Raw genomic sequence first — 23,842 nt, forward strand, 5'->3', positions numbered from 1 at the left:
CGGATTAGTCCGCCAGAAATAGCGGGCCCATTGGCGGTTTTGGAAGGTCAAACCGGTCAGGGTAATCCACCGCAACCAAATATAGCCCTTCCGCCTTCGCCGTTGCCGCCGCCAGCGTTCTGTCCCTGGCCGCTAACAGCTCTGCGATCCAGCTCTCCGGCTGGTTGTGAGCGCCTACTTCCAGCAGGCTGCCGACAATATTCCTGACCATATGATGAACAAAGGCATTCGCTTTGATATCGACCACCACATAAGGGCCGTGGCGGGTAACGTTGATGTGCATCACATTACGCCACGGCGTGCGCGACTGGCACTGCACCGCGCGAAACGAGGTAAAATCATTTTCGCCAAGCAGACACTGCGCCGCGCGATGCATCCGCTCTGCATCCAGCGGCTCATAGTAATGCGTCACGCCTTTTGCTAACACCGCAGGACGCAGTCGATGATTGTAGATGATATAGCGATAACGGCGAGCCGTAGCGCTAAATCGCGCGTGAAAATCATCCGGTACAGTTTTCACCCAGCGCACGGCAATGTCACCAGGCAAATTCGCATTTACCCCCAGCGTCCATGCCGCATCTTTGCGCAATGCGGTCGTTTCGAAATGGACAACCTGCCCGGTGCCGTGAACGCCGGCATCGGTACGCCCGGCGCAGAACACGTTAATAGGTTCATTTGCCACCTGCGAGAGCGCTTTTTCCAGCTTTTCCTGCACGCTGCGCACTTCATTCTGACGCTGCCAGCCATAATACTTGCTGCCGTCGTACTCAATACCCAGCGCAATTTTATAGACCGGCGATGATTGCTGTCCGGACATCAGTACAGATACTCCTGCACCAGCTTCTCCGCAATTTTAACGGCCATCAGCGCGCCGCCGAAACGCACGTTGTCCGCCACTGACCAGAACTGAATTTGTTCCGGCATACCGTAATCATTATGCACACAGCCAATAGAGAGCTGTGGATTGCCGGAAGCGTCGCCCACCTGCGTCGGGTAATCCGTCTCTTCTGACAGTACGATATCTTCACCGCGGGAAAACGCCTCGCGCGCCTCTTCCGCCGCCAGCGGGCGGAGCGCTTCAAAGCTCACCATCTGCGCATGGCCATAGAACACCGGCGACTGCACGACACTGGCGGAGATCATCACGCCATCGTCCTGCAAAATTTTACGCACTTCATCGACGATACGACGTTCCTGGCGCACGCTGCCTTCACGATCCGGCAGCAGCGGCAGCATATTGAACGCTAACTGGCGGCCAAAGAAATCATCTTCATCAATCGGTATGCCGTTAAGCAGCTTCGCACTCTGTCCGGCCAGCGCATCGACCGCTTTTTTCCCCTGTGCGGACGCTGATAACATACTGGTGACGGCGATGCGCGACAGTCCCCCCTGATCGATTAACGGCTTGAGCGCCGCCAGCAGTTGACTGGTCAGACTATCGGCGACCGCAATCACGTTACGGTTACGGTAATCCGCCAGTACATACGGGTTAACTTCCGGCACGACCAGCGGCACATCAGGCTCCAGCGCGAACAGACCGCTGGAATCTATCACCAGGCAACCTGCATTAGTCGCGTCGTCTATCCAGGCAGCCGATGCCTCTGCGCCGGCAACGAAAAACGCCAACTGCGCCTGCGTCCAGTCAAAGTCCGCCGCATCCTGGACAATGACCGACTTGCCACCAAAACGGAGGTGCTCGCCCGCGCTTTCATGACGCGCCAACGCATAAATTTCACCGACCGGGAACTGGCGTTCAGCCAGTGTTTCAAGCAGGGCTTCGCCTACGGCGCCCGTTGCGCCCAGAATGGCAATGTTCCAGCCTTCAGACATGGTGATTTACTCCAGAAATACATAAGCGTCCCTGTCGCATTATTCGACAGGGAGCATTAAGAAGACATTAATGTGCCGGGTGATGAACAGCGTTAAAACCTAGCTTACACAGCAAGGCGGCTGCCGTTTCGTCGTCACACATCACGTATAAAGACGACCATTCACGGCGCTCAAGATAATTTTTACGCAATTTATCAAATTCACCCGGAATTCCAGCGACTTTACGCAGCGGCGCATCGTCGCGGCGCACATCATACACCAAATGCGCCAGTCTTTTCAGCGTCGGTTGATCCAGCGGGCCATGAAGCGTAATACGACCAAACTCAGGCGCAGGCAGTAATGTCTCCAGCGCGACATGCTGCTCGCGGCCAATAAACGCGCTATACGCCTCAAAGACCTGAGTGGTGCCGCGCGCTTTGCCTTCCAGCGTATAACCGGCAATATGCGACGTGCCGATATCCACGGCTTCCAGTAGCGCGACGTTAAGATCCGGTTCGCCCTCCCACACATCAAGCACCACGCTCAGCGGCTGCCCGGCATTAAGTCGCGCCAGCAACGCGGCGTTATCCACCACCGGACCGCGGCAGGCGTTAATGAGAATGGCGCCGGGTTTCAGTCGACGGATCAGCGTCTCATCGGCCAGATGCAGCGTTTTGTACGGTCCGTCTTTATAGAGCGGCGTATGGAAAGTCAGGACATCCGCTTCCTGCACCAGCTCATCCAGCGTACGAAAATCACCCTCGTCCCCGCGTGCGGCGCGTGGCGGATCGCACAGCAACGTGCAGATACCCAACGCTTCAAGCCTGGTCTGTAGCCGGCTTCCGACGTTACCCACGCCGACAATCCCTATAGTGCGATCGCGTAACGAAAAGCCGTCACGTTCGGCCAACATCAACAGCGCGGAAAACACATACTCCACCACGGCGATAGCATTACAGCCGGGCGCGGCTGAAAAACCGATGCCCGCCTGCTTCAGCCATGCCTCATCCACATGATCGGTGCCTGCCGTAGCAGTACCAACGAAGTTAATCGGCGTGCCGCTCAGCAGCGATTCATTCACTTTCGTGACCGAACGCACCATTAACGCATCGGCATGGTTCAATTCTTCAACGGGGATCGGGCGACCCGGCACTGCCTTTACCTCACCCAGGCGGCTAAATAATTCGCGGGCGTAAGGCATATTTTCATCAACGAGAATTTTCACGACTGTCGTACCTGTTTGAGAACGAGAGTTAACCGGACAAGTGTGCCATAATCTGGCCGCCAGGCATATATTGCTCAGATTTATGGTTAAAGGATAATTAATTATGCATCCCATCTCCGGCGCCCCTGCACAGCCTCCAGGCGAAGGGCGCAATCCTCTTTCCGCTGCGAGCGAGCAGCCGCTTTCCATGCAACAGCGTACGGTACTGGAAAGGCTGATCACGCGCCTGATTTCACTGACCCAGCAGCAAAGCGCGGAAGTATGGGCCGGAATGAAACACGATCTGGGGATAAAAAATGACGCGCCGCTACTGTCGCGCCACTTCCCCGCCGCTGAACAGAATCTTACCCAGCGTCTGGGCGTAGCGCAGCAAAATCACGCCAATCGTCAGGTGCTTTCACAGCTAACAGAGCTGCTTGGCGTCGGGAATAATCGTCAGGCCGTCAGCGATTTTATCCGTCAGCAATACGGTCAAACCGCGCTTAGCCAGCTTACGCCCGATCAACTTAAAAACGTGCTGACGCTTCTGCAACAGGGGCAGCTTTCCATTCCGCAGCCGCAGCAACGTCCGGCAACGGATCGGCCATTATTGCCTGCTGAACATAATACGTTGAATCAGTTGGTGACGAAGCTGGCGGCCGCGACCGGCGAGTCAAACAAACTGATCTGGCAATCAATGCTGGAACTCTCCGGCGTGAAAAGCGGCGAGCTCATTCCGGCAAAGCAGTTTACCCATCTGGCGACATGGCTACAGGCGCGGCAGACGCTGTCACTACAACACGCGCCTACGCTACATACGCTGCAGGCTGCGTTAAAACAACCGCTTGAGCCGGACGAGCTCACAGCGATCAAAGAGTATGCCCAACACACTTATCAAATTCAGCCGCAAACGGTGCTGACCACCGCCCAGGTGCAGGATTTACTTAACCATATTTTCCTGCGTCGCGTAGAGCGGGAGGCGGATGAGCTTGAACCGCTCTCTATTCAACCCATCTACCGTCCGTTCGCGCCGATGATTGAAACCGTGAAAAATCTGTCTGCGCGACCAGGCCTGTTGTTTATCGCGCTAATAATTGTACTGGCGCTTTTCTGGCTGGTTTCTTAACCACGCCGGAACGATAATATCGTCACCAGGATGCCAACCACTGCGGAGATCGCTCCCGCGAGGAATACGGAAGGATAGCCGCATGACGTGGCCAGCATGCCCGCCAGCGGGCCGGTAACGCCGTAGGAGATATCCTGAAACGCGGCGTAGCCGCCGAGCGCCGTACCGCGTACCTGTGCAGGTACGCGTTTCACAACCTCCACGCCCAGCGCCGGGAAAATCAGTGAACACCCTGCCCCGGTGAGCGCCGCGCCTACCAGCGCTATCCAGGCCGTCGGCGCCAGCCACAAGAGCAGCAACCCTGCCGTCTCAACCAGCAATGAGACAACGGCGACCTTCACGCCGCCAAAGCGGTCCGGCATCCAACCGAACAATATGCGCATCAGTACAAACGCACCGCCAAACGCGGTCAGGGTGAATCCCGCCATCGTCCAGCCATTGCTGACAAAATAAAGTGAAATAAACGTACCGATGACGGCAAAGCCCACGCCCTGCAATGCCAGGCCCAGGCCCGGTTTCCAGATAAGCCCGACCACGCTCCACAGTGAAGGTCGCTCCCCCGTATACGCAGGCACTTTACGCACGGTGCCGTTGAATGCCCAGGCCAGCAGCGGTAAAACCATCGTCGTCCCCGCCAGCGCCGCGAAGCCAAAGTGGCTATGGATCAGCAAGCCCAACGGCGCACCGGCCGCCAGCGCGCCGTAAATCGCCATTCCGTTCCACGACATCACCTTACCGGAACGCGTTGGGCCAACCAGCCCCAGTCCCCAGGTCAGGGTTCCGGTCAGCAGCTGACTTTCGCCAAATCCGAGGATCAAACGCCCGACAATAAGCAGCGCGAATTTTACCGGCGCGGAAACCGGCAACAGCGCGGCCAGGAGCCAGGCGGCGCCCGCCAGCCCGCAGGCAAACATCCCCTGTAACGCCGATCGTTTAGCGCCATATTGATCCGCCAGCCGTCCGGCATAGCCGCGCGTCAGTACCGTCGCAAAAAACTGAATGCCCACGGCGATCCCAACCATCGTATTGCTATAGCCCAGTTCGTGATGGACAAAAAGCGGGATGACGGGTAACGGCAGGCCGACCGTCATATAGGTCAGGAAAACCGCAAAGGCGATGCGGAACAGCGAAAAATTCGCAGACGGGGTCGTTGTTTTTTGGCTAACTGCTGTCATGCATTACTCCAGAATGCAGAGTAAGGCGGGGAAAGGCCACGCCCCCCTCTACCTGAACGTCAGGATTAAGGTGCGTTGGATAACGTTAAACGCTTACGCATTATCGGAAGGATAATGTAGAAAGTGAAGTCTGCCTGTGAGACGCGAAACTTGTCAACCTTGAAATTGCAGCCAGGGTATCAACGTGGCGGCGTGTCATCAAACAGAAAGGGAAAGACCGCTTTCATCCCTCTCACCTTAAACCGTCCGGTCACCTGCTTGCGCTGTTCTGGCGTGAGTAACCTGAACATCATCTCCCAGATATCTTCAGGCTCCGCTTCCTGTAAGGAAATGGGTTCTGGCGTCGGTTCCTCTCCGCTGTCGTCCAGATAACGATGAACATAAAGAGGGAAAACAGATATATGAAACTCCTCGGCCTTTGATTTAACACGCTTACGCCTGACCCCCGCTTTCCCTTCACTGTACTTATATAAACGTTCGCGAACCGCAGGCTCGCTTCCCGGAAACCCCGGTAAGCCAAGACATTCCTTAACCGTGAACCATTCCTTTGCCATCGGTTTCTTTCCTTTCCCCTGATGAAATAAAAATATTTCTTCTTTTTCGCGAAATTTTGCTTTCTTTCTGGCACTATTCTCAGAGTGAAAAAGAAAGTAACTTTCTTTTTCTCGCGCTAATTTTTACCTTAAAAATATCGGTGCCGATAACACATCTTCTTAGGATTACAGAATGGAACCAAAAAGCCAGGACTGGCATCGTGCAGATATTAAAAGTGCACTTGAAAAAAGAGGTATTACGCTCAGAGATCTTTCTCGTCAGGCCGGTGTGCGGAATTTACCCGAAAGGCAATTCAGGCGGGCGGTATCACGCTGGGGCATACATATCATGCGAAAGATTATGGCCCAATGTTAAGAAGCGCCGGATTCACCGCTATTGGTACCTATGAAATGCCGCGCGAGGGTGACGTCATTATTATTCAACCTTACGCTGGCGGAAACCCGAGCGGTCACATGGCGATATACGATGGTGCAGAGTGGTATTCAGATTTTAAACAACGCGATATGTGGGCTGGCCCGGGCTACCGGGCAGCCAGGCCCTCATATACCATCTACAGGAAGAATTAATGAAAACGTTCTCCCTTGTCGCGCTTATCCTGTTGCTTTGTAGTTGCTCTGCGCCTCATCACGACAGTACGCAGGCCGTGAAGCAGTTCTATACCTCATGGATGACGACGTTCACGAACGATGTGAATACCCCTGACGACACCACCGCCTTAATGCAACGTTACGTTGCTAAAGAGGTTATTCATCGCCTGGCGCTAATACAGTCCCTTTATGAACAGGAGATTGTGGGGGCAGATTATTTTATGTATGCGCAGGACTATGCGCCAGAGTGGATTCCACAGTTACGGGTTGGGAAGGCACACCCTTTCCTCGGCGGAGAAAAAGTGGATGTTCTGTTGGCTACAGAGTCAACGCCCATCCACCTGGAGGTTTATACCCGTTGGGAAGAGGGACGCTGGAAAATTTACCGCGTTCGGGATGCTGATAAGGATTATGAACAGCCGATTTATGACGCAGGCGCCATCACCCAGGCTGAGGCCTGGTCAGCAAAAGTCGCGCCGGAATATAAGAAGCATTAAAAAAGGGAATCGCCATCGGTCTCTTGTTCGTACCGGAGAGGTTAAAGCGCCTATTTCATCAGGCTCTTATTCCGTCGCTGAAAACAGTAAGCCGAAAACAACCCAGGCATTATTTAAAATATGAAGTGTTATCGGTATCATTAGCCCACGGCTTCTCATTCGAACAACGCATAATATCGATGAAAAAACAAACAGATAAACAAAAGTCACCGCAAAGAGATATTGTGTATGCATAAATGCAAAAGCGAGTGAAGTAATAATAATACCGGAAGCTCTTGAGTACCGCCCCCAACCGATACTGCTGTTTAATAAAAACCCTCTGAATATAATTTCCTCCGCCACAGGAGCCAGAAAGCACATCGCCAGCGTGTTAAGAAATTTATGAAGAAAAAATTGCCTTGATAACTCGGCCATCCAGGGTTCCGGGCCACTAAAAGCATTGTAGAGAACGGTAAGGCACACCAGGGCCAGCGCCGGAACAAAACACTCCACGAATGATAAGCGACCCAATGATAAAAACGGGTAATACTTTGAATAAATACTCCAGGCGGCAATCGCATAGACAAAAACAATACTATATATAAAAGGCGCAGCCAGACCTCCCAAATAAAGCCAGGCATAGGAAGGCGAAAATGAGGCAAAAACAAAAATGCCGAACAAACCAAATAAAACAGCCACACAACTCAAACTATGCCTAATTTTATCTAATGTATTAGTTGGCATTTATATAATATCCATATAATTTGTTATTCCCTGAATGAAAAAACAGGTCGTATTAGCGACCTGTTTCATTGTTGATACTACAACGTAATAGTCAGGCTTACAACTTACGCATCACCAGCGTGGCGTTGGTGCCGCCAAAACCGAAGCTGTTAGACATTACGGTAGTCAGTTCACGCTCGGTCGTTTCGGTCACGATGTCCAGGCCCGCAGCCTGCTCATCCAGCTCTTCGATGTTGATACTCGGCGCGATAAAACCGTGCTCCAGCATCAGCAGAGAATAGATAGCTTCCTGCACGCCTGCGGCACCCAGCGAGTGGCCGGTCATCGCTTTGGTTGCAGAAATTGCCGGGCTGTTATCGCCAAACACTTCACGGATTGCACCCAGTTCTTTCACGTCGCCTACCGGAGTAGAGGTACCGTGAGAGTTCAGGTAGTCGATCGGCGTGTCTACGCCGTGCATCGCCATCTGCATGCAACGTACTGCGCCTTCGCCAGACGGAGCAACCATGTCTGCGCCATCGGATGTTGCGCCGTAACCGACGATTTCCGCATAGATATGCGCGCCGCGCGCCAGAGCGTGTTCCAGCTCTTCGACAACAACCATACCGCCACCGCCCGCGATGACAAACCCATCACGGTGCGCATCATAGGTACGGGACGCTTTTTCAGGCGTATCGTTATATTTGGTGGACAGTGCGCCCATCGCATCGAACTCACAGGCCATTTCCCAGCACAGCTCTTCGCCGCCGCCAGCAAAAACGATGTCCTGTTTGCCCAGTTGGATCTGTTCAACCGCATTGCCGATACAGTGTGCGGAGGTCGCGCAAGCGGAGCTAATGGAGTAGTTCACGCCATAAATTTTAAACGGCGTAGCGAGGCAGGCGGAAACGCCGGATGCCATTGCTTTCGTCACCACATACGGGCCCACGGCTTTCAGACCACGCGGGCTACGCATGGCGTCTGCGCCAAAGACCTGGAATTTCGGGGAGCCGCCGCCGGAACCTGCAATCAGGCCGACACGCGGGTTATTCTGATAGACTTCCGGCGCCAGACCGGCGTCGGCCACTGCCTGCTCCATAGACAGATAAGCATAGATGGAGGCGTCGCTCATAAAGCGCACGACTTTGCGGTCAATGAGGCCAGTGGTATCCAGTTTTACGTTGCCCCATACCTGGCTACGCATGCCGGCGTCCTTCAGCTCCTGAGAGAAAGTGATCCCTGAACGTCCTTCACGCAGAGATGCCAGGACTTCCTGCTGGTTATTACCGATGCTGGAAACGATGCCCAGGCCAGTAATCACTGCACGTTTCATTCAATACCTCTGTAATTCGCACTATTTTTAAGTTTCGATTGGCACAATAGCGTACACTTGTACGCCGAACAAGTCCGATCAGCCATTTAGTACGGAAATTTGCGCCGTCAGGCACACATCGTTAAGATCGCGATACCGCCCGTCAGACGAGTAACTTACGTGAAACAATACGCCATACAACCCGCCACACTCGAATTTAACGCTGAGGGTACACCTGTTTCCCGAGATTTTGATGATGTCTATTTTTCTAATGACAATGGACTCGAAGAGACACGCTACGTTTTTCTTGGCGGCAATCGTCTTGCGGAGCGATTTCCCGTACATTCACATCCATTATTTATAGTCGCGGAAAGCGGTTTTGGCACCGGACTCAACTTCCTGACGCTGTGGCAGGCGTTTGACAGCTTTCGTTCTGCGCACCCACAGGCGACGCTGCAAAGGTTACATTTCATCAGTTTTGAGAAATTCCCGTTAACGCGCGACGATCTGGCGCTGGCGCACCAACACTGGCCGGAGCTCGCGCCCTGGGCAGAGCAGCTGCAGGCGCAATGGCCGCTGCCGCTCCCGGGGTGCCACCGCCTATTGCTGGATCGGGGTCGGGTGACGCTGGATTTGTGGTTTGGCGATATTAATGAGCTGACCGACCAACTGGACGCCACGCTGAATCAAACAGTCGACGCCTGGTTCCTCGACGGTTTTGCCCCGGCGAAAAATCCAGATATGTGGACGCCAAACCTGTTTAACGCGATGGCGCGGCTGGCGCGGCCCGGCGCAACGCTGGCGACGTTTACCTCGGCGGGTTTCGTCCGTCGGGGATTACAGGAAGCCGGTTTTACCATGCAAAAACGCAAAGGCTTCGGACGTAAACGCGAGATGCTTTGCGGAGTGATGGAACAACACCTCATGCCGACCCTTTCCGCGCCCTGGTTTTACCGCAGCGGAAGCGAAAAACGTGAAATGGCGATCATTGGCGGCGGCATCGCCAGCGCGTTGTTATCACTGGCGTTACTGCGTCGCGGCTGGCAGGTGACGCTCTATTGCGCAGATGATCAGCCCGCCCAGGGCGCTTCCGGTAATCGACAGGGCGCGCTTTATCCGCTCCTTAGCAAACATGACGCCGCCATTAATCGCTTTTTCCCGACCGCATTCACCTTTGCCCGTCGCCTGTATGATGCCCTGCCCGTCTCTTTTGATCATGACTGGTGCGGCGTGACGCAGCTCGGATGGGATGAGAAAAGCCAGCAGAAAATTGCCCAGATGCTGTCCCTGGCGCTGCCCGCCGGACTGGCCTCGGCGCTCAATGCTGAAGAGGCGGAACAGGCGGTTGGCGTGACGACACGCTGCGGAGGAATTACCTATCCGGAAGGCGGCTGGCTGTGCCCGGAACAATTAACTCGCGCAGTCATCGCACTGGCGACCGAACAGGGTTTACAAACGCGCTTTCGCCATACGCTCACGTCGCTCGTTGCGCGGGAGTCGCGCTGGCAACTGCGCTTTACGTCAGGTGAAACCGTCAGCCATGAGACCGTCGTCCTGGCGAACGGCCATCAGATTAACCGTTTTGATCAGACCCAGCCGCTGCCGGTGTATGCCGTCGGGGGGCAGGTCAGTCATATTCCCACCACCCCCGCTCTCTCGGCGTTGCGTCAGGTGTTATGCTACGACGGCTATCTGACGCCGCAAAATCCGCATAATCAGCAACACTGTATTGGCGCCAGCTATCACCGGGGTGACGAAAGCACCGTCTGGCGCGAAGAAGATCAGCGTCAGAACCGACAGCGTCTGCTTGACTGTTTTCCGGATGCGAAATGGGCCACAGAGGTTGACGTTAGCGGCAACAGCGCCCGTTGCGGCGTGCGTTGCGCCACCCGCGACCATCTGCCGATGGTGGGCAATGTCCCGGATTACCATGCCACGCTGACGCATTACGCCGATTTAGCCGATAATAAAACGTCGGCGGCGCCTGCGCCTGTGTATCCGGGTTTATTTATGCTCGGCGCGCTGGGATCGCGTGGTTTGTGCTCAGCGCCATTATGCGCAGAAATTCTGGCGGCGCAGATGAGTAACGAGCCGATTCCACTGGATGCCGGTACGCTGGCGGCGTTAAATCCGAATCGGTTATGGGTGAGAAAGTTATTGAAGGGAAAAGCGGTGAAGTAATGGGTCAATAACGGAAGGCGGCAAGCGTCGCCTTCCGGCCCACGGCGTTATTGTTTTGCCTTGTCGAACAAATTGTCCCACATCGCTTTGACTAACGCCTGATCGCGCGGCGACAGTTCGCCGGCGCCGATCGCTTTTTCCAGACTTTGGCTAACGTTGGCATAGACCGCCTCAACGGAGTGGTCATCACCGCTCTCCAGCTCGGCAATGGCTAACGTCAGGTGGCCACGCAGGTATCCACTGGCAAAAAGCTCATCGTCGCTGGCGTGCTCTACCATATCGTCAATTAATGCCAGAATGCGTGATTCAAACTCCGCGATCATCTTCTTTCCTCATTGTAAACGTGGCGCTGGCTTTAATTAAGCGCTTCCGGCCACGGGAACTGTTCCGCCTTAAGTTCGGGCGTGTGATAGTAATTCTGTAGCGCTTTGATGAAGCGGGCCGGACGTTCAGGAATGCCCTGCTCCAGATACGCCATTACCTGCGCATGAACCCGGCGCTGAAACGCCACGCGATCCGGCTCAATATCGCCTTCCAGATTGTCGCAACTGACGTTAAAGGGATACCCCGCCGCCACGCAAAACAACCAGTCGAAAGCCTGTGGCTTCACCTCAACGTCTTCGAATTGACTTTGGGTCTGCGCGTCGCGTCCATCCGGGCAGTACCAGTAACCAAAGTCAACCAGCTCGCGGCGCGCCTTACCGGCGATACACCAGTGAGAAATCTCATGCAGCGCGCTGGCGTAAAACCCATGCGCAAAGACGATGCGGTGGTACGGTACCTGCGCGTCAGCAGGAAGATAGATCGGTTCGTCGTCGCCTTTAATCAGACGGGTATTAAATTCTTCGGCAAAGCAGCCGTTAAAAATCTCAATTAACTGTTCGTAATGGTGCGTATTGTTCATTAATTCATCCCCAACCAGTGGAGGATCTCCTGTCCGTGGCTATCATAAAGTAACCTGGCGCTCATCACCGCCGAGACAATAACGATCATCGGTCTGATAAGCTTTTGGCCTTTGCTCAACACCAGACGCGACCCCATTCGCGCTCCTAAAAACTGACCAACCAGCATCACGAAGCCCGTCGCCCAGATCACTTTGCCGCCGATGATAAATAACAGCAGGCCGCCAACGTTGGAGGTAGCGTTAAGCACTTTGGCATGTGCCGTGGATTTCGCCAGGTTATAGCCACATAAAGTGACAAACGCCAGAGCGTAAAACGACCCGGCGGCAGGCCCGAAAAAGCCGTCGTAAAACCCGACGCATCCCCCGGCTATCAGCGCGAACGGTAATCCATACAGGCGGCGCTGGCGATCTTCCTCGCCCAGCTTCGGCATCAATAAAAAATAGAGGCCGATGAAAATCACCAGGATGGGCAAGATCTGGCGCAAAATATCCGCCTGCACGTGCTGCACCAGCAGCGCGCCGCTCATCGAGCCAATGAACGTCATCAGAATATTGAGCTTTTGCTCGGCCAGGTTTACCACTTTACGGCGAATAAAATAGAGCGAAGACGAGAGGGAGCCGCCGCACGCCTGTAATTTATTGGTCGCCAGCGCGTTTGCCGGCGACATCCCGGCGGCCATCAGCGCAGGGATAGTGAGCAGCCCTCCGCCCCCGGCGATAGAATCGATAAATCCTGCCAGTACGGCGACAAAAAACAGCACCACCAGCAGCAGCGGGGAGACCATAAACAGATCATAAAAATTGTCCATCAGAGTACATGCTCATCCAGTAGCGCCTGGCAGGAAGGCGGCAGCGGCGGCGGTGTCTTCTTCTCAGGCTTTGTGGTGCCAGGTTTTGGCGGTTCGAACCAGCTTTGCAGTTCAGCGCCGCATCCATCGCCCGGCGGGGGTAAAGGTTGATCTTCGCACTCCAGGCTGTCGGCAGGGCAGCGTAAACGCACGTGCATATGCGCGCGATGCTGGAACCAGGGGCGTACTTTACGTAGCCAGTCACGATCGCTTCCGGCATCGAGGCAAAGCTGTTGTTTAATAGCCGGATTGACGAAAATACGGGTGACGTCATTGTCTTGTGCCGCCAGTTTGATCAGACTGGCGATATCCGACGACCAGCGAGACGGCACGACATGTTTACCGTCGCGGGACACCAGATCTAACGCCTGCGGGCGCAATAGCTGCGCCTGGCTCCAGCGCGTTTTCGGCAACTGCAAGAAAATATCCACATCAAGCCCGGTCTGATGACTGGCGTGTCCGCCATTAAAGCGGCCTCCGGCAGGCATCCCCATGTCGCCTATCAGGACGGTTCCGAGCCCCCGTTGCTGCGCCTGATGACTCAACCGCTGGATAAACATGACCAAGTCCGGGTGGCCGAAATAACGGCGCTGATCGGTGCGCATCACCTGATAATTATCGGACTGTACCGGCAACTTGTCGGCGCCAATGATGCAGCCGTTGGCAAAGCTACCGATAGACTGTGCGGCGCCGGGGACAGGATGAGTTATTTTCTGCCACGGCGTCGCCGCCAGGCTGGCGCTACTGACAAACCATGCCAGCAGCGCAATCGCGGTTTTTTTCATTTCTTACCAGCGTGGAATCTCTGTCTTTACATCCGCATTCTGTGCCCGATGGCGCAGCAGGTGATCCATCAGCACGATCGCCAGCATGGCTTCTGCGATCGGCACTGCGCGAATCCCCACACACGGATCGTGGCGCCCTTTGGTGATCATTTCGACTTCTTCACCCATCCGGTTGATCGTACGTCCCGGCACGGTAATGCTGGAGGTAGGTTTCAGCGCCATATGCGCCACAATGTGTTGCCCGCTACTGATGCCACCGAGGATGCCGCCAGCGTGGTTGCTCTGAAAACCCTGCGCCGTGATTTCATCGCGATTCTGGCTGCCGCGCAGCGCCACCACGTTAAATCCTTCGCCGATCTCCACGCCTTTCACCGCATTGATGCTCATCAGCGCATGGGCGATGTCCGCATCCAGTCGGTCAAAAACCGGTTCGCCAAGCCCTGCCGGCACGCCGCTCGCCATCACCGTTACTTTCGCGCCGATGGAGTCGCCCTCTTTTTTCAGCGCGCGCATCAGTTCGTCCAGCGCGTCAAGTTTGTCCGCATCGGGACAAAAGAACGGATTAAGCTCAACCTGACGCCAGTCTTTAATCTCCAGCGGAATGTCGCCCATCTGGGTCAGGCAGCCGCGGATTTCGATGCCGAACTTTTCCGCCAGGTATTTCTTGGCGATCGCCCCTGCCGCTACGCGCATCGCGGTTTCACGCGCGGAAGAACGTCCACCGCCACGGTAATCGCGCAGGCCGTATTTCTGCTCATAGGTGTAATCCGCGTGTCCCGGACGAAAAACATCTTTAATCGCGCTGTAGTCCTGCGAGCGCTGATCGGTGTTTTCAATCAGCAGGCCAATGCTGGTGCCGGTCGTCACGCCATCAAACACGCCGGAGAGAATTTTTACCTGATCCGGTTCGCGGCGCTGGGTAGTATAGCGCGAGGTGCCGGGGCGGCGTCTGTCGAGATCGTGTTGCAGATCGGCCTCCGTCAACGGGATGCCGGGCGGCACGCCATCGACGATACACCCAAGCGCCAGCCCGTGTGATTCGCCGAAAGTGGTTACGCGAAAGAGTTGTCCAATTGTGTTTCCTGCCATCACGGCTCCGTTATCGTTGTTGTCGTTTGCGTGTTTTAATCTTTATAAATATTGAAATGTTCACGGGCCGCGAGCAACTGCGCTTTGGTCAACATAAAAACGCCATCGCCACCGTTGTCAAACTCCAGCCAGGTGAACGGCACATCCGGATACTGCTCCATCAGATGTACCATGCTGTTTCCGACTTCACAAATCAGAACGCCATCATCGGACAGATAATCCGGCGCATTTCCCAGGATACGACGGGTCAATTTGAGGCCGTCAGTGCCGGACGCCAGCCCCAGCTCAGGTTCGTGGCGATATTCGTTCGGCAGATCGGACATATCCTCCGCATCGACATAGGGCGGGTTAGTGACTATCAGATCGTACTGAACTTTCGGCAGATCGCGGAACAGATCGGAACGGATTGGCGTCACGTGATGGATAAGACCGTGTTCTTCAATGTTATGCTCGGCGACAGCCAGCGCATCCGGCGAAATATCGACCGCATCAACCTCTGCGTCCGGGAAAGCATAAGCACAGGCGATGGCGATGCAGCCGCTACCGGTACACATATCCAGAATATATTTCGGCTGTTGGCTAATAAGGCCGGCGAAGCGGTTATTAATCAGCTCGCCAATCGGCGAACGCGGCACCAGCACGCGCTCATCGACATAAAATTCGTGGCCGCAGAACCAGGCTTTATTGGTCAGGTAGGCGACCGGGATACGCTCGTTAATGCGACGAATCACTCGCTCGACAATGCGGTGTTTTTCGCTGGACGTCAGCCGCGCGGTCCGCATATCTTCCGGAATATCCAGCGGCAGATAAAGAGACGGCAACACCAGTTGTACCGCTTCATCCCACGGGTTATCGGTACCGTGTCCATACCAGATATTCGCCGCGCTAAAGCGGCTTACCGCCCAGCGCAACATGTCCTGAATGGTATGCAGTTCACTTACTGCTTCATCGACGAAAATTTTATCCACGTATTCCTCCAGGGCATGCTCGCATTAAATTCGGCGGCTAGTTTGCCACGAAGGCAGGGATAAATCAGCATTGACGCGGCGGGAGAATACGAAAAATCCGTTTTGACCGTTCGGATATCCTCCTGGTCGGGTAAACTAAGGCAAAAGATCAGACGAGACCCACGAATGAAAAAGAAAACATCGCTCAGCGAGGAGGACCAGGCGCTGTTCCGTCAGCTGATGGTCGGCACCCGAAAGATTAAACAGGATACTATCGTCCATCGGCCACTGCGCAAGAAAATCACGGAAGTCCCTACCCGAAGGTTAATTCAGGAACAGGCGGACGCCAGCCACTATTTTTCTGATGAGTTCCAGCCGCTGCTCAATACGGAAGGGCCGGTAAAGTATGTCCGTGAAGATGTCAGCCATTTCGAGCTAAAAAAAATGCGTCGCGGCGACTATTCGCCGGAACTGTTTCTGGATTTACACGGCTTAACGCAGCTTCAGGCCAAGCAGGAACTGGGGGCGCTGATTGCCGCCTGCCGTCGGGAACATATTTTTTGCGCCTGCGTCATGCATGGACACGGTAAACATATTCTGAAACAGCAAACGCCGTTATGGCTGGCGCAGCATCCGCATGTGATGGCCTTTCATCAGGCGCCGAAAGAGTACGGCGGCGACGCCGCGCTGCTGGTGTTGATTGAAGTGGAAGAGTGGCAACCGCCCGAATTACCCTGATGCGGAATTGCCGGATGGCGGCGCAAGCGCCTTATCCAGCCTACGAACAGCCAGCGCTGTCGTAGGCCTGATAAGCGAAGCGCCATCAGGCAGCAAAGATTAAATCGCTTTCGCCATTTTCAGATTGCAGGGACTCATTTGCCAGTTGAATGTCCCCTTGCCGCTTTCATCAAGCGTAACGTTGGCAATTGCGGACGTCGTGAACATCGGCGGCGTTTCGCCCGGACAAAGCTCAGATACCAGGTATCCGACCAGAGGTAAGTGAGAGATCACCAGCACCGATCCGATCTCTTCATTGGCCAGCGCCTGGAGGTAGGCGCTGACCAGACCGACATCGCCACAGGGCGTTAGCTCCGGCAGGACATCCACCTGAGCCGGCAGATTCATACAATCGCCGACCACATCTAACGTCTGTTCGGCCCGAAGAAACGGACTCACCAGAACACGTTCGATATCCACTTTTTGACCTTTCAGCCAGTTCGCCATCAGGCGAGACTCGTCACACCCACAAGGGGTCAAGGGACGAACCGAATCACTGGCGGCATCGAGGGCTGCGTCGCCGTGACGCATGATAAAAACTTGCATATTGCACCGCTTTTGTTAACCAGTTTCACCAACACGCTTACCACATGCCCCTATTGGCTGCGGCAAAAATGCGGTGGCCGGCATTGTGCCTTATCCATTCACTGAATGAAACGCTGTTTTTTACCTCAATGGCGTAAGTATAGTCAATCCTTGATTATTATTTCGCCACTAAGGAGGCATTCAGTGCGGATTCATATTCTCTTTGACCTCAATTTCCCTGGCCAGTTTCCCCATTCGTCCAGAAATGCTCCCTGCGCTCCGCCATGCGCACTAATTGTTCACAAGGCGCGTAACGAGGACCGTAAAGTGCGGCCAGGCGCTGTAATGTCGCCACCATTTCACCCGGCCCGAGAGCATCCATATAGCGGAACGGGCCACCGAGAAACGGCGGAAAACCGATACCAAACACGGCGCCAATATCGCCATCGCGCGCGCTGCGAATCACTTTTTCGTCGAAACAGCGCGCCGCTTCGTTAAGCATTAACATGACACAGCGCTCTGCCACCTGCTGCGCAGACAGTCGACTCTGCCCTTGCACGCCAATAAGCTTATAAATAGCAGGGTCAACCTGTTTTTTGCTTTTACGCCCTTTTTCGCCATAAAGATAGAAACCGCGACCATTTTTTCTACCTTTGCGATCGTCATTCAAAATTGAAGCGACAACATTTGCAGGCGCGCTAAAACGTTCTCCATACGCCGCCTCAAGCACAGGAATAATTTTAGTGCCCGTGTCGATTCCTACCTCATCCAAAAGTTGGATTGGCCCCACCGGAAAACCAAATTTTACCAGGGCGGCGTCAATATGTTCGACGCGTTCGCCTTCAGTCAGCATCCGAATCGCCTCATTGATATACGGCGCAAGAATTCGGTTAACATAAAACCCGGCTTTATCACTGACGACTATCGGGGTTTTACCCTGTTTTTTCGCCAGCTTAACGGTCGTGGCGATGGTCTGCGCGGAAGTAGACGCGTGAGGAATGACCTCAACCAGCGGCATTTTTTCGACCGGGCTAAAAAAGTGCAATCCAATCACCTGTTCCGGTCTGGCCGCATTCGCCGCAATATCGCCAATCGGCAGGGAAGAAGTATTGGAGGCAAAAATGGTGTGAGCAGCGCAATTTTGCTCCACTTCCGCCACCATCTGTTGTTTTAACGGCAGATCTTCAAACACCGCTTCAATGACCAGATCACGATGACTGAAACCACGGTAATCGGTAGAACCTGATATCAACGCCAACTGTTTATCGCGTTCGCTGGCTTTGATATGGCGGCGGCGTACTTTTGTTTCAAGCAGATCCCAGCTGTATTTCAGAGCATGATTGATCCCCTGAGTATTTATATCCTTAATTCGTACTGGCAAGCCGCCTTTACAGGCCGTAACCCAGGCGATACCGCCGCCCATTAACCCGCCGCCTAAGATGCCCACGCTGTTCAGCGGGCCGGGCGGCGCATCGCTACCGGGATCTTTTTTCACCTCGGTACTGGCAAAAAAAACAGCGCGCAGCGCCTGCGATTGCGGCGTCATCGCCAGCTCGCCGAAAGCGCGCGCTTCCGCGTCATAGCCGCTACTGCTGCCCTGCGCCAGTCCAGTTTCAATCACATCAATGATCCGCTCCGTCGCCGGATAATTACCCTGCGTTTTTTGCGCTGTCTTTTTACGCACCAGGCGAAATAACAGCGCGCGCCCCAGCGGCCCCGCCAGGATACGTTCCCGGACCGGTAATGTCCGCTGCGCCAGGCGTTCTTTTTTAGCCAGCTCGACAGCCGCTTCCAGTAAAATAGTTTGCGGCACCACATCATCAACCAGCCCGGCTTTAAGCGCCTGTCTGGCGCGAAGCTGTTTACCTGTCAGGATCATATCCAGCGCGGTACTGACCCCCACCAGCCGTGGAAGTCGCTGCGTTCCGCCCGATCCCGGTAAAAGCCCTAACTGTACCTCCGGCAGTCCGAGAACGGTTTTAACGTCGTCGGTACAGATACGTCGATGGCAGGCCAGCGCCATTTCAAGGCCGCCCCCCAGACAGGCGCCATGAATGGCGGCGATAACCGGAACAGGCAACGCCTGGATCTCCGCCATCAGTTGTTGCCCCTGACGCGCCAGCGTTTCCGCTTCCTGCGCGTTTTGGCAGTGGCCTATCATGTTGATATCAGCGCCAGCAATAAAGTTATCTGCTTTGGCTGAGATAAAAACAACGCCCTGCAACGCTTTATTTTCCCGGATCTGCTTCAGGATGGCGCGTACCTGCGCGGCAAACTCCGCTTTCAGGGTGTTCACCTTTTCTCCAGGGACATCAATAGCGACAACCGCGACATTATCCAGACGCACGTTAAGCATAAAAGCTGATGTGGTAGTCATTATTCCGCCTCCAGAACCATCGCCGCGCCAAGACCGCCAGCCGCGCAGGCTGTGACCAGGCCAAAACCTCCGCCCCGACGCCGTAACTCATGCAACGTTTGGGTTATCATCCGTGCGCCCGTTGCGGCAAAAGGATGCCCGTAGGCGATTGAGCCGCCGAGCACGTTGAATTTAGCGTCATCCACCTCCCCTGTCGCCTGCGCACGACCAAGCACTTCACGGGCAAATCGTTCGCTGCCCAGCAGTTGTAAGTTCGCCAGAGTCTGAGCGGCAAACGCTTCATGCATGTCAAAAAGCGTCAGATCGGCCATCGTCAACCCGGCCCGCTCCAGCGCCAGCGGCGTTGACCAGGCCGGCCCCAATAGCATGTCCTGCCAGACATCAATAGCGGTAAAGGCGTAGCTGCGCAGATAACCAAGCGGGCGCAGCCCCAGCTCTTTAGCGCGGGATTCGGTCATCATAATAACGGCGGCAGCGCCGTCGGTCAGCGGTGTACTATTGGCGGCGGTCACAGAGCCATGTTTTCTGTCAAAAGCGGGACGCAGTTTGGCGTAGTCCGCCAGCGTGGAGGCGCCGCGAATGTTGTTGTCTTCTGCAAAGGGGTTTTTATACGGCGGCACATAGGTCGTCATCACTTCTTCCGCCAGTTTACCCTCCGCCCATGCCTGCGCGGCGCGCTGATGTGAACGATGCGCCAGCGCGTCCTGCTGTTCACGCGTAATACCATACGTTTTCGCCATCTGTTCGGCGGTATCGCCCATGCGCAGACCGGTGGAATACTCAGCAACGGCGGGAGGAACGGGCAGCAGGTCGCGTAAGCGCAGACGAGAAAAAAGCATCAGCCGTTGGCGGGTCGTCCGGGCTTTATTGACATCAACCAGTACCCGCGCCAGGGCTTTACTCACGCCTATTGGCAGTACCGACGACGAATCTGCGCCGCCAGCGATACCGGCGCGTATCGTGCCGGCCATCAGGCTTTCCGCCACATTCGCTACCGCCTGAAAACTGGTGGCGCAGGCGCGGCTTACGCTATAGGCATCGGTATGAACATTCATTCCCGTACCCAGCACAATTTCGCGCGCAATATTGGGGGCTTCCGGCATTTGTACTACCTGACCAAAAACCAGTTGCTCAATGGCATCGGCTGGAATTTCACTGCGCGCTAGCAGCTCGCCTACCACCATCTTGCCGAGATCAACAGCGGGAATACCATGAAATGCAGTGGCCTGACGAGCGAAGGGGGTTCGTAACCCACTGACAATAGCAATGCGATCGCCCTGACGGGTGACCAACGGTAAAGCCTGACGCATAGTACTCCCCTGTAAAAAAATAAATTAGTGGTCTGACCTGATCACAGTCTTAACCAATTTTTTACATTTAGCCAAGCAGAGAGAAAAGAAAGTGGGAGCTAAGGCACAGTGAAGGGAAGCGACAAAAAAAGAAAACGCCTCCGCCAGATGATGACGGAGGCGTCGTGAATGAACGGATTAACGCAGGCCGAGCTGGAAGATCAGCGTTTCTGCTTCGCAGGCGAAAACAAAATCAATATCCAGACGAACGCCTTCGGATTCCTCGGTAAAGGTTGGCGTAATTTGGCAAGGTTCAGACTCCACGCTACGCGCTTTTTCGGTTAACGCCGCCAGCGTCTCTTCAGCCTCTGCGCGGGTAGCGAATACGCGGCTGTATGACGCGGTGCAATCGGAGTTGTCCATGATGGTTCCAACGTCCATACAGCAGCAAACCGGGGTTTCATCAGCACTGCATTTACTCATTGTAGATTTCCTCTGTATTTGCACCCAGGGTGCCAGATAAACGATGGGGATATTTTACGCTCCCGGCATTCGCCTCTCCAGTCGTTAATGGTGGGAAACGCGTTAAGTGACCGAAATCACACTTAAAAATGATCTAAAACAAAAATCGCGCGATCGGGTGACCGTTAAGCCCGCCGATTTTGCCAGCCAGATCTCGTTTCTAAGATCACAATTGAAAAAACTTATAAACATACTTGCAACATTCTAGCTGGTCAGACCTATACTCTCGCCACTGGTCTGATTTCTAAGTCGTACCGCAGACCCTACACTTCGCGCTCCTGTTACAGCATGTAACATAGTTTGTATAAAAATAATCAATGAGGTTATGGTCATGAGCCAGAAAACCCTGTTTACAAAGTCTGCTCTCGCAGTCGCAGTGGCAATCATCTCCACCCAGGCCTGGTCTGCAGGCTTTCAGTTAAACGAATTTTCTTCCTCTGGCCTTGGCCGGGCCTATTCGGGTGAAGGCGCAATCGCAGATGATGCGGGTAACGTTAGCCGCAACCCGGCGTTAATTACCATGTTTGACCGCCCGACGTTTTCAGCGGGCGCGGTTTATATTGATCCTGATGTTAATATTAGCGGGACATCGCCATCTCGTCGGACGTTAGATGCGGATAACATCGCGCCGACGGCCTGGGTGCCGAACGTCCATTTTGTCGCGCCGATTAACGATCAGTTTGGCTGGGGGGCTTCTATTACCTCTAACTATGGTCTGGCGACAGAGTTTAACGACACATACGCCGGCGGCTCGGTAGGCGGTACGACCGATCTTGAAACCATGAACCTGAATTTAAGCGGCGCTTATCGCTTAAATGAGGCCTGGAGCTTCGGCCTCGGCTTTGATGCGGTATACGCGCGTGCGAAAATCGAACGTTTTGCGGGCGATTTAGGCCAGTTGGTCGCGGCACAGAATCCGGCGCTGGCGCCGGTCGCGGGTCAGATTCCCAGCGACACCAAGATTGCCCACCTGAACGGTAATCAGTGGGGCTTTGGCTGGAATGCCGGTATCCTTTATGAACTGGATAAAAATAACCGCTACGCGCTGACCTACCGCTCGGAAGTCAAAATTGACTTTAAAGGCAACTACAGTAGCGATCTTCCCATCGCTATAAACCGATTTAACCTGCCTATCCCAACGGCAACCGGCGGCGCGACGCAGTCAGGCTACCTGACGCTGAATCTGCCGGAAATGTGGGAAGTGTCCGGTTATAACCGTGTGGCGCCACAGTGGGCCATCCACTATAGCCTCGCCTATACCAGCTGGAGTCAGTTCCAGGAATTGAAGGCAAAATCGACCGCCGGCGATACGCTCTTTGAGAAGCATGAAGGCTTTAAAGACGCTTATCGCATTGCGTTGGGCACCACCTATTACTACGATGACAACTGGACGTTCCGTACCGGTATCGCCTTCGATGACAGCCCGGTACCAGCGCAAAACCGTTCTATCTCTATTCCGGACCAGGACCGTTTCTGGCTGAGCGCCGGTACGACTTACGCCTTTAACAAAGATGCGTCTGTCGACGTTGGCGTCTCTTATATGCATGGTCAGAGCGTGAAAATTAATGAAGGCCCTTATCAGTTTGAATCTGAAGGGAAAGCCTGGCTGTTCGGTACTAACTTTAACTACGCGTTCTAATCTCTTTCTGAAACGGATCAAAAAGGTGAGCATTGCGCTCACCTTTTTATTTACTGCCGTTTATTCCGAGTCGATCTCTTTGAGTTCGTCCTGAATCGCCTGCGCGTTCGGGTTTTCCTGCGGCTTGAGTTTTCCGCCATTGGCGATAAAGTCATGACGCTGGAAGTACGCCTCGCGCACCATAATATAAGGATCGGAAGACTGACGTAGCAAACCATCGGAGTCCAGCAACTGCGCGCGGGTTTCTATCCCTTCGATAGTCCATTTTCCTATGGACATTGGCCAGGTCAACCACGAGAGCACCGGATACAAGGTATCCGCCATATCCCCGCCATCTTCACGCAGCGTGAAGCTGCCGTAGAACGGAAGTTGCATATAAGGCCCATACCCCACGCCATAATGGCCCAGCGTACTGCCAAAGCGATGCGGTTCAACGCGCTGCAGCTTAGGATTCGCCATTCCCGCGACGTCAATAAAGCCGCCCATCCCTAATAAGGTATTCAGGAAGAAACGGGTGAAATGCACCATACCCTGATAAGGATCGCCCTGCAGGAAATAGTTCACCATGATCGCCGGTTCTTCGAGGTTGCCGGTGAAATTACTTAAACCGTTACGCGCAGGCTGTGGAACATAATCACGCCAGGCGACCGCGACCGGCCGAACAACATACGGGTCCAGCACATTAAAGTTGAAGTTGTACATGGTGCGGTTAAACCCTTCAAATGGGTCTGAACGCCCCTGCTGTTCTGTACCGGAACTCGCACACCCGACCAGCAGTGTGGTTCCCAGCGCCAGCGCCGACAGGCGAAGCTTCATAGATGTCTCCCTGTGAATTATGGCTATCGCTGATTGCCATCCATGACGGAACGCTACCGTATCCGCCTGTTTAGGTGTGAGCGATTTTAACAGCACGTCAAACGATGTCTATATGCGCGATCTCATTGCTCTGAGCATAGCCTGGTAACGCAACAACGTGACGGCCCTATTCTAAC

23 protein-coding genes and 2 pseudogenes are annotated in these 23,842 nt (G+C 54.5%); 7 read left to right on the forward strand and 18 right to left on the reverse strand.

Going from position 1 to position 23,842, the window contains the following annotated elements:
• Positions 1 to 4 precede the first annotated feature (4 nt).
• The 3 genes from truA to pdxB form a co-directional block, all read right to left on the reverse strand.
• Positions 5 to 817, reverse strand: a complete 813-nt coding sequence (gene truA, locus ACLJPQ_RS13995; protein WP_000016631.1) for a tRNA pseudouridine(38-40) synthase TruA — start codon at positions 815 to 817, stop codon at positions 5 to 7.
• Positions 817 to 1,830, reverse strand: a complete 1,014-nt coding sequence (locus tag ACLJPQ_RS14000) for an aspartate-semialdehyde dehydrogenase (protein ID WP_001289141.1) — start codon at positions 1,828 to 1,830, stop codon at positions 817 to 819. The genes truA and ACLJPQ_RS14000 overlap by 1 nt, the downstream gene beginning before the upstream one ends.
• A 67-nt stretch (positions 1,831 to 1,897) precedes the next feature.
• Positions 1,898 to 3,034 (reverse strand): 4-phosphoerythronate dehydrogenase PdxB, encoded by a 1,137-nt coding sequence (gene pdxB, locus ACLJPQ_RS14005; RefSeq protein WP_080184844.1) that lies wholly within the window; start codon positions 3,032 to 3,034, stop codon positions 1,898 to 1,900.
• Between the two features lie 103 nt (positions 3,035 to 3,137).
• Here pdxB and flk point away from each other — a divergent pair, with 103 nt between their 5' ends.
• Positions 3,138 to 4,139, forward strand: a complete 1,002-nt coding sequence (gene flk, locus ACLJPQ_RS14010; protein ID WP_000553395.1) for a flagella biosynthesis regulator Flk — start codon at positions 3,138 to 3,140, stop codon at positions 4,137 to 4,139.
• On the opposite strand, the gene ACLJPQ_RS14015 is transcribed toward flk, so the two are convergent.
• Both ACLJPQ_RS14015 and ACLJPQ_RS14020 read right to left on the reverse strand, forming a co-directional pair.
• A complete protein-coding gene (locus tag ACLJPQ_RS14015; RefSeq protein WP_000127728.1) occupies positions 4,136 to 5,314 on the reverse strand; it encodes an MFS transporter in 1,179 nt (392 codons plus the stop codon). The genes flk and ACLJPQ_RS14015 overlap by 4 nt on opposite strands.
• A gap of 179 nt (positions 5,315 to 5,493) precedes the next feature.
• On the reverse strand, positions 5,494 to 5,868 hold the full coding sequence (locus tag ACLJPQ_RS14020; protein ID WP_001051261.1) for a hypothetical protein: 375 nt from the start codon (positions 5,866 to 5,868) through the stop codon (positions 5,494 to 5,496).
• Between the two features lie 172 nt (positions 5,869 to 6,040).
• On the opposite strand from ACLJPQ_RS14020, the pseudogene ACLJPQ_RS14025 reads away from it, so the two are divergent.
• From ACLJPQ_RS14025 to ACLJPQ_RS14035, 3 genes and pseudogenes are all read left to right on the forward strand, one after another.
• A pseudogene (locus ACLJPQ_RS14025) lies at positions 6,041 to 6,172 on the forward strand (helix-turn-helix domain-containing protein); the annotation flags it as partial.
• Positions 6,118 to 6,435 (forward strand): annotated as a pseudogene (locus ACLJPQ_RS14030) (hypothetical protein); the annotation flags it as partial. The pseudogenes ACLJPQ_RS14025 and ACLJPQ_RS14030, both read left to right, overlap by 55 nt.
• Positions 6,435 to 6,953 carry a YbjP/YqhG family protein gene (locus ACLJPQ_RS14035; RefSeq protein ID WP_023181631.1) on the forward strand — a complete coding sequence of 173 codons (519 nt, stop codon included), beginning with the start codon at positions 6,435 to 6,437 and terminating at the stop codon, positions 6,951 to 6,953. The pseudogene ACLJPQ_RS14030 and the gene ACLJPQ_RS14035, both read left to right, overlap by 1 nt.
• 66 nt (positions 6,954 to 7,019) lie before the next feature.
• On the opposite strand, the gene ACLJPQ_RS14040 is transcribed toward ACLJPQ_RS14035, so the two are convergent.
• Positions 7,020 to 7,676, reverse strand: coding sequence for a CPBP family intramembrane glutamic endopeptidase (locus ACLJPQ_RS14040; protein WP_001142900.1), 657 nt, complete (start codon positions 7,674 to 7,676; stop codon positions 7,020 to 7,022).
• A gap of 97 nt (positions 7,677 to 7,773) precedes the next feature.
• Entirely contained in the window at positions 7,774 to 8,988 is a 1,215-nt protein-coding gene (gene fabB, locus ACLJPQ_RS14045; protein WP_000817159.1) for a beta-ketoacyl-ACP synthase I, read from the reverse strand.
• A gap of 159 nt (positions 8,989 to 9,147) precedes the next feature.
• On the opposite strand from fabB, the gene mnmC reads away from it, so the two are divergent.
• Positions 9,148 to 11,148 (forward strand): bifunctional tRNA (5-methylaminomethyl-2-thiouridine)(34)-methyltransferase MnmD/FAD-dependent 5-carboxymethylaminomethyl-2-thiouridine(34) oxidoreductase MnmC, encoded by a 2,001-nt coding sequence (gene mnmC / locus ACLJPQ_RS14050; RefSeq protein ID WP_180316384.1) that lies wholly within the window; start codon positions 9,148 to 9,150, stop codon positions 11,146 to 11,148.
• A gap of 47 nt (positions 11,149 to 11,195) precedes the next feature.
• On the opposite strand, the gene ACLJPQ_RS14055 is transcribed toward mnmC, so the two are convergent.
• The 6 genes from ACLJPQ_RS14055 to prmB are packed head-to-tail and all read right to left on the reverse strand — an operon-like array spanning position 11,196 to position 15,742.
• Positions 11,196 to 11,471 carry a YfcL family protein gene (locus ACLJPQ_RS14055; protein WP_000559749.1) on the reverse strand — a complete coding sequence of 92 codons (276 nt, stop codon included), beginning with the start codon at positions 11,469 to 11,471 and terminating at the stop codon, positions 11,196 to 11,198.
• A gap of 32 nt (positions 11,472 to 11,503) precedes the next feature.
• A complete protein-coding gene (locus tag ACLJPQ_RS14060; RefSeq protein ID WP_001066345.1) occupies positions 11,504 to 12,052 on the reverse strand; it encodes an elongation factor P hydroxylase in 549 nt (182 codons plus the stop codon).
• Positions 12,052 to 12,861: a sulfite exporter TauE/SafE family protein gene (locus ACLJPQ_RS14065; protein WP_000368599.1), complete on the reverse strand. Its 810-nt coding sequence runs from the start codon at positions 12,859 to 12,861 to the stop codon at positions 12,052 to 12,054. Before ACLJPQ_RS14065 ends, ACLJPQ_RS14060 begins: the two co-directional genes overlap by 1 nt.
• Positions 12,861 to 13,685: a penicillin-insensitive murein endopeptidase gene (gene mepA / locus ACLJPQ_RS14070; protein WP_000750423.1), complete on the reverse strand. Its 825-nt coding sequence runs from the start codon at positions 13,683 to 13,685 to the stop codon at positions 12,861 to 12,863. The genes ACLJPQ_RS14065 and mepA overlap by 1 nt, the downstream gene beginning before the upstream one ends.
• Before the next feature lie 3 nt (positions 13,686 to 13,688).
• A complete protein-coding gene (aroC, locus tag ACLJPQ_RS14075) occupies positions 13,689 to 14,774 on the reverse strand; it encodes a chorismate synthase (RefSeq protein WP_000918457.1) in 1,086 nt (361 codons plus the stop codon).
• Positions 14,775 to 14,809: 35 nt separating this feature from the next.
• Complete coding sequence (prmB, locus tag ACLJPQ_RS14080) at positions 14,810 to 15,742, reverse strand: 50S ribosomal protein L3 N(5)-glutamine methyltransferase (RefSeq protein ID WP_001619154.1); 933 nt, start codon at positions 15,740 to 15,742, stop codon at positions 14,810 to 14,812.
• Positions 15,743 to 15,907: 165 nt separating this feature from the next.
• Between prmB and smrB the strand changes: the two genes are divergently transcribed.
• Positions 15,908 to 16,459, forward strand: coding sequence for an endonuclease SmrB (smrB, locus tag ACLJPQ_RS14085; RefSeq protein ID WP_000730794.1), 552 nt, complete (start codon positions 15,908 to 15,910; stop codon positions 16,457 to 16,459).
• 99 nt (positions 16,460 to 16,558) lie between these two features.
• On the opposite strand, the gene sixA is transcribed toward smrB, so the two are convergent.
• The 4 genes from sixA to ACLJPQ_RS14105 all read right to left on the reverse strand — a co-directional run bounded on the left by sixA (position 16,559) and on the right by ACLJPQ_RS14105 (position 21,172).
• Complete coding sequence (sixA, locus tag ACLJPQ_RS14090; protein ID WP_001195800.1) at positions 16,559 to 17,044, reverse strand: phosphohistidine phosphatase SixA; 486 nt, start codon at positions 17,042 to 17,044, stop codon at positions 16,559 to 16,561.
• 208 nt (positions 17,045 to 17,252) lie between these two features.
• On the reverse strand, positions 17,253 to 19,400 hold the full coding sequence (gene fadJ, locus ACLJPQ_RS14095; RefSeq protein WP_020899055.1) for a fatty acid oxidation complex subunit alpha FadJ: 2,148 nt from the start codon (positions 19,398 to 19,400) through the stop codon (positions 17,253 to 17,255).
• Complete coding sequence (fadI, locus tag ACLJPQ_RS14100) at positions 19,400 to 20,710, reverse strand: acetyl-CoA C-acyltransferase FadI (RefSeq protein WP_001248114.1); 1,311 nt, start codon at positions 20,708 to 20,710, stop codon at positions 19,400 to 19,402. Before fadI ends, fadJ begins: the two co-directional genes overlap by 1 nt.
• Before the next feature lie 177 nt (positions 20,711 to 20,887).
• Positions 20,888 to 21,172: a YfcZ/YiiS family protein gene (locus ACLJPQ_RS14105; RefSeq protein ID WP_000030904.1), complete on the reverse strand. Its 285-nt coding sequence runs from the start codon at positions 21,170 to 21,172 to the stop codon at positions 20,888 to 20,890.
• 370 nt (positions 21,173 to 21,542) lie between these two features.
• Between ACLJPQ_RS14105 and fadL the strand changes: the two genes are divergently transcribed.
• A complete protein-coding gene (gene fadL, locus ACLJPQ_RS14110; RefSeq protein ID WP_001518618.1) occupies positions 21,543 to 22,850 on the forward strand; it encodes a long-chain fatty acid transporter FadL in 1,308 nt (435 codons plus the stop codon).
• A 60-nt stretch (positions 22,851 to 22,910) separates the two neighbouring features.
• Here the strand turns inward: fadL and mlaA are convergent, their stop codons facing one another.
• Complete coding sequence (gene mlaA, locus ACLJPQ_RS14115) at positions 22,911 to 23,666, reverse strand: phospholipid-binding lipoprotein MlaA (RefSeq protein ID WP_000776787.1); 756 nt, start codon at positions 23,664 to 23,666, stop codon at positions 22,911 to 22,913.
• Between the last annotated feature and the right edge of the window lie 176 nt (positions 23,667 to 23,842).

This window comes from Salmonella sp. SAL04213 (assembly GCF_046550535.1).
In the GTDB taxonomy this organism is placed as follows: Bacteria; Pseudomonadota; Gammaproteobacteria; order Enterobacterales; family Enterobacteriaceae; genus Salmonella; species Salmonella enterica.